The following is a 4,715-nucleotide window of genomic DNA, read 5'->3' on the forward strand; positions in this document are numbered from 1 at the left end:
ATCCAGGATGAGGAAAGAGAGCTGCGTGGCGTTGAAGCGCCGCCGGAGGTCCTCGGCGACCACGTCGACGGCTTCCGCCGGCGCCGCCGTCTCCGCGGCTGCCAGCAGCCGGGGAAGTTCACTATGCCCACTCACACGTCGGCTCCGTTCGTGCACCACCCCGCTCACCAGCCTGAACCTGGCAACGTGGGCGACGAGGAATCCATGCGGGCACGGAACATGAGCGGCCATATGGCACGCCCAAGCCGGAACCATGGCCGCCGCGGCGTCAGCCTGCTCGGCTGGTCACTCCCATCGAGGACATCGACTACTCCGGCGTGCCGACCCGGCGGGAGCGCCCGCCGGCCCCGCTCTTCCAGTGCGGTCTTGGCAGGCCGGTGGAGCGTGCAGCACCTGCCCGCGCCCGCTGGCTGAGAGCAAGAACCCCCTGGAGGCACCGCCCCGGGCTGCCCTCGGGTGGCGTCCCAGCGCGTGCCCACCGAGTGGTGTAGCGACGGAGAAGGAGGGAGAGGACAGCGGCATGGCCGACGACATCGCCCGGAACAACATCTTGATCTACGTGAAGACCGGGACTGAGCACTTCAGTCCTGCCGAGCAGGCACGCGTAGACCAGTTGGGTCGCTATGCCATCGCACTCGGCTGGGAAGTCGAGGGCACCATTCTTGTCCGGCGCGGTGAGGACGGCTCCCTGTGGGAGCTGATCTACCAGGGCCTCAAGAGCTACAGACTGAATGCTGTGGTGCTGTGGGACGAAGACCGAGCGAGGCCAGTCATCATTGCCAGCCGTTGGGACTTCCCACCGCCCTGAAGGCGCTTCGACGAAGTCTTGAACTCGGCGCGGCTACACCACTCACGCGGGCGCGGCCTGCCTACGCGCGACGTTTCTCCACCGTTCTGGCTGATCCCACGGCCGGAGCGAGCCCAGGGCCCCGCCTCCTCACCGCGACCCCCTGTCGTGCCGGGGTTGTGGGAAGGGCGGGGTCCGCAGTGGCAGCCCCGATCGATCGAAGCGGATCGGCGTGCCGGCGGGGGAGGCTCATCGGCACTGGCCGCCGGCACGGCGAACGGCCCGATCAGAAGGGCTTGGTGGGCAGGTACTTGCCGTCCAGGGTGATCACCGCGCGCTCGCCGCCCTCGGGGTCGGCGACCTTTTTCACGTCGAGCTTGAAGTTGATCGCACTGATGATGCCGTCGCCGAACTGCTCGTGGATCAGGGCCTTGAGCGTGGTGCCGTAGACCTGGACGATCTCGTAGAAGCGGTAGATCGTCGGGTCGGTCGGGACGCCGCCGGGGATGGAGCCGCGGACCGGGATGGTCTGCAGCAGTACGGCCGCCTCCTCGTCCAGGTCCAGCAGCTCGGCGACCGCCCTCGCGGCGGCCTCCGGCAGGGGATGCTGACCCAGCAGGGCAGCAGTGGCGAACGCGACCGACAGGCCGGTGACGTCGGCGATCTGCTGCCAGGACAGGTCCTTGCGCGTCTTGGCCTCGACGACTTCGGCGGCCAGAGCCTGGCGAGCGGTGGGGTCGAACTGGGCGTGCACCATGAGGGTGTTCCTTTCCTACGTGCCGGCCCGCACCACGGCGGGCACAGCGGACTCGAACGGTCGGGGGACCAGACCGCCGGACGGCGGCCTGGAGAAGAGGGGGCAGGGCGGCTCAGGCCGCGAGCGCGGCGGATGAGCCTGTGACGGGGTCGAGCTGGTCGACCGCGCCGGTGGGGATGTCGTAGACCCAGCCGCGCAGCGTGAGGGTCTGTGCCGCCAGTGCCCTGGCGACGCAGGGGTGCGTCGCCAGGTTCGCCAGCTGAGCGATCACGTTGCTCCGTACCAGAACGCCTACCTTGTCCTCCCCGGGCTCGGCACGGGCCGCACGGGCCCGGGAGACGTCCGCGTGCCGCAGCCAGCGGGCGACTGCTGGCAGGGCGGCGAGATCCTGGTCGTCGGCCAGGGCGGTCATCGCACCACAGGCGGAATGACCGCAGACGACGATGTCGGACACGCCCAGGACGGCCACGGCGTACTCGATGCTCGCCGTGACCCCGTCGGCGACCGCGTCAGCGCTGGGGTCATGGGCGGGCACCAGGTTTCCGGCCGTTCGGATGACGAACAGCTCGCCCGGCTCGCTCTGCGTGATCAGCTCCGGTATGACGCGCGCGTCGGAGCAGCTGATGAACAGGGTGCTGGGCTGGTGTGTGGTGGCGAGGTGTCGGAAGCGCGCCGCCTTGGCGGGGAAGACGCCCTGCTGAAAATGCGCGACTCCCTCAGCGAGGTCTTGCATGGTCACTCCTTTCGGCGAGCACCGAAGTCGGGTGGGATTGACGAGATCCACCATGCATGAGCTGTGTTTATAGAGTCCAAGACGCTCTGGACATAAGATCTATTGGTCACATCTATAGTGGATGTCATGGGCTTCGAACTGCGTCATCTGCGCTATCTGCTCGCCGTCGCCGAACACGGCAGCTTCACCCGCGCGGCCGAAGCCCTGCACATATCCCAGCCCACCCTGTCGCAGCAGATCAGGCAGATGGAACGCGCGATGGGCGCGCAGCTGCTGGACCGCACCGGCCGTGCCGTACGACTCACCGACGCCGGCGAGACCTACGTCCACTACGCCCGTCGTGCCCTGCAGGAACTCGCCGCCGCCGAACGCGCCGTCCACGACGTGGCCGACCTCTCCCGCGGCAGCCTGCGTCTGGCGGTCACCCCCACCTTCACCGCCTACCTCATCGGCCCCCTCGCCGGGCAGCTCCATGCCCGCCATCCCCACATCGGCCTGAGCATCAGGGAGATGACGCAGGACCGCATTGAGTCCGCCCTCCTCGCCGACGACCTCGATCTCGGCATCGCCTTTCACGGTTCCCACCTGCCCGGCATCACCGCGGGCGACCTGTTCACCGAAACCCTCAGCCTCGTCGTCGGCAGCCATCACCCCGACGCCGACCGCACCGGACCACTACCGGTGCGCGAACTGGAGGGACGCCCGCTGGCCCTGCTCAGCAGCGACTTCGTCACCCGCGGGCACATCGACACCTATTTCGGCCGGCACCGCACCACACCGCACATCGCGGTGGAAGCCAACTCGATCCACGCCGTCACCGAAATAATCCAGCGCACCCCTCTGGCCTCGGTCCTGCCCGAGGCCATCGCCCACGATCACCCTCAGCTGCGCACGGTCCCTCTTGACCCGCCCCTGCCCGAGCGCACCGTCACTCTGCTCCGTCGCTCCGGCTCCTACCAGAGCGCCGCCGCCCGGGCTTTCGTCCGCCTCACCCGGCAATGGGCCGCCGCCAGCGGGTACCCCGCCTCCCCGTGAGACGGCGGAGGCAGGTGCCCTCGCAGCGTCACCGCCGTCGGCCTCGACACTTCACCCTCCCGCTCCTGGCCGCCGCGCCGTGCACGCTGCTCTTGACGGCGCGCCCTGCCCCGGCGCCGGGACCCGTGGCCGTGTAGACCGCGCGCGAAAGGACCCTGGCTCGGCACCCGGCCCGGAGCTGGCGTCTCGCACGTCGGGCCGGTCGTGGCGCAGACCGCATCCGCGACGGGCGCTGAGGGGCTGGGAGCTGCTCCTCCACGCTGAGATCGAGCGGCTCGAAGAGATGAAGGCATCGTTGTCGAACACCCTGCCTGCTTTGCCACCGGCCAGGCCGGACGGTGTGAGCGGGCGCGTTGGTGGCATTGGGTGGGTGTCAGCAGGGCGGGGTGCTGAGTGCCTGGTCCGGGGGCTCGTGTGGGGGTGGGGTCGCTGTCATGGGGTGACCAAGCGGCTGCTGTTTTCTGACTTGTGTGGGGTCGGTCGGCTGTTGTGGGGGTGGCTGTTCCTAACCGAACGTGCCAGGATCTACTGTCAACGGCCATTTCGTTCGGCTCTGATCAACTTTTTGGGATGACCGAGCGTGACTGGCAGCCAATTCGCTTGTTGAGCAGTCGTGTTGGGAGATCGAATAGTCGATGTGCTGCTGCCGCACTTGGCGGGCGTCGCGATAGAGGACATATGGGCCGAAACGGAAGCGTCTGCATCATTGCCTCGGCCGTTCACGGTGCAGGTCGGTGTCCCGGCTGCGGGACGAACTCGCAGCGCGTGCATGATCGTTACCGTCGGCGGCTTGCCGACGTCGCGATCGGCGAGCGGCCCACGACGATACATTTGCGGGTCCGACGGTTCCGGTGCGAACTGCCGTCCTGCCCACGCAGGACCTTCGTCGAGCAGGTCGACGGGCTCACCTTCCGGCACGGTCGTCGCAGCCAGACGCAGCAACAGACACTCACCGCGATCGGATGCTTCCTCGCCGGACGGGCCGGCGCCCGACTGGCGGCCATGCTGCACTGCACTGTCAGCCCCAACACCCTGCTCGGCTGGCTCACCCGCCGCCCCGACAACCTTGGCTGCGGCCAACAGCTCCGCCTCAAACGCGTCGTGACCCGCTGCCCCGAACTCGCCGATCTACGCAGGCACATACACGACTTCGCCGCGATGATGGCGAACCTTCACGGCCATCTCCTGCGCCGCTGGATCAAGGCCGCTGAGGGCAGCGGCCTACCGTCCTTGCGGGCCTTCGCCCGCAACCTCCGCAAAACCCATGATCCCCGCAACACCCTGAACTTCAGGGTGTTGCGGGGATCACTAGAACCCGCCCCACGGCGGGGCCCTTCGTCGTGTTTTGTGGATCAGTTGGCGGCGGTCAGGGTTCGCAGTTGGGCGAACGACTGGCGGATGGT

5 protein-coding genes are annotated in these 4,715 nt (G+C 68.2%); 3 read left to right on the forward strand and 2 right to left on the reverse strand.

Annotated features, from left to right (window positions below; all coding sequences use genetic code 11):
• Nucleotides 1-520 precede the first annotated feature (520 nt).
• Nucleotides 521-808 (forward strand): hypothetical protein, encoded by a 288-nt coding sequence (locus JK364_RS53865; RefSeq protein WP_201858790.1) that lies wholly within the window; start codon nt 521-523, stop codon nt 806-808.
• A gap of 265 nt (nt 809-1,073) precedes the next feature.
• On the opposite strand, the gene cynS is transcribed toward JK364_RS53865, so the two are convergent.
• Nucleotides 1,074-1,544, reverse strand: coding sequence for a cyanase (gene cynS, locus JK364_RS53870; RefSeq protein WP_201858791.1), 471 nt, complete (start codon nt 1,542-1,544; stop codon nt 1,074-1,076).
• 112 nt (nt 1,545-1,656) lie between these two features.
• On the reverse strand, nt 1,657-2,277 hold the full coding sequence (locus JK364_RS53875) for a carbonic anhydrase (protein WP_201858792.1): 621 nt from the start codon (nt 2,275-2,277) through the stop codon (nt 1,657-1,659).
• A 126-nt stretch (nt 2,278-2,403) separates the two neighbouring features.
• On the opposite strand from JK364_RS53875, the gene cynR reads away from it, so the two are divergent.
• Both cynR and JK364_RS53885 read left to right on the forward strand, forming a co-directional pair.
• Nucleotides 2,404-3,312, forward strand: a complete 909-nt coding sequence (gene cynR, locus JK364_RS53880) for a transcriptional regulator CynR (RefSeq protein WP_201858793.1) — start codon at nt 2,404-2,406, stop codon at nt 3,310-3,312.
• Between the two features lie 765 nt (nt 3,313-4,077).
• The coding region (locus JK364_RS53885; RefSeq protein ID WP_201858794.1) for a transposase family protein at nt 4,078-4,715 on the forward strand (638 nt) is incomplete at its 3' end.

This window comes from Streptomyces endocoffeicus, assembly GCF_016741935.1.
Taxonomy (GTDB): Bacteria; Actinomycetota; Actinomycetes; order Streptomycetales; family Streptomycetaceae; genus Streptomyces; species Streptomyces endocoffeicus.

Bases quoted from the DNA above. Each gene is read 5' to 3' on its own strand.
- JK364_RS53875 (WP_201858792.1), bottom strand. From the start codon at position 2,277: ATGCAAGACCTCGCTGAGGGAGTCGCGCATTTTCAGCAGGGCGTCTTC.
- cynS (WP_201858791.1), bottom strand. From the start codon at position 1,544: ATGGTGCACGCCCAGTTCGACCCCACCGCTCGCCAGGCTCTGGCCGCC.
- cynR (WP_201858793.1), top strand. From the start codon at position 2,404: ATGGGCTTCGAACTGCGTCATCTGCGCTATCTGCTCGCCGTCGCCGAA.
- JK364_RS53865 (WP_201858790.1), top strand. From the start codon at position 521: ATGGCCGACGACATCGCCCGGAACAACATCTTGATCTACGTGAAGACC.